General features: G+C 35.8%; 1 protein-coding gene. It reads right to left on the minus strand.

Annotated features, from left to right (window positions below; all coding sequences use genetic code 11):
- A partial coding sequence (locus GFJ36_RS18305) for a helix-turn-helix domain-containing protein (protein ID WP_157349701.1) occupies window positions 1-264 on the minus strand: 264 nt, incomplete at its 3' end.
- Between the last annotated feature and the right edge of the window lie 189 nt (window positions 265-453).

Below are 453 nucleotides of genomic sequence, written 5' to 3' on the forward strand. Positions count from 1 at the left end.
TTGCAAGTTTAATTGCGCGTTGGCCAATGCCAATGAATCAACTTCTTTCAACCATTCATACTCTGTCTTATATTTTGCAGGAGTAGGGGATTTTTCTTTCTTTAGTTCTTCCTTGTTCTCTTTATATTTTTCATATACTTCTTTTCGTTCAGCTAACATTTTGTTATACACAAAACGTACACACCCGAATGTTTTTCGTATGAGATGTGCTTGTTCTTCTGTTGGGTACAGACGAAATTTATACGCCTTATTCTGCTTTAGCATATCCATTCACCTCATTTTCCGCTTCATTTTCCATAAGCTATGACGGTGATCACACAACCTGAACACTACAAGATTATTATCTACTTTCATTGTTATACCAAAATTCCCCTCTTATAAGACTGATTATATCAGAGGCGAAATAAATAGGAAAACCAAATGTTTGGCTACGCCAAACCGAAATTCATCTCC

This window comes from Bacillus sp. EE-W1, from assembly GCF_009760835.1.
Taxonomy (GTDB): domain Bacteria; phylum Bacillota; class Bacilli; order Bacillales; family Bacillaceae_G; genus Bacillus_A; species Bacillus_A wiedmannii.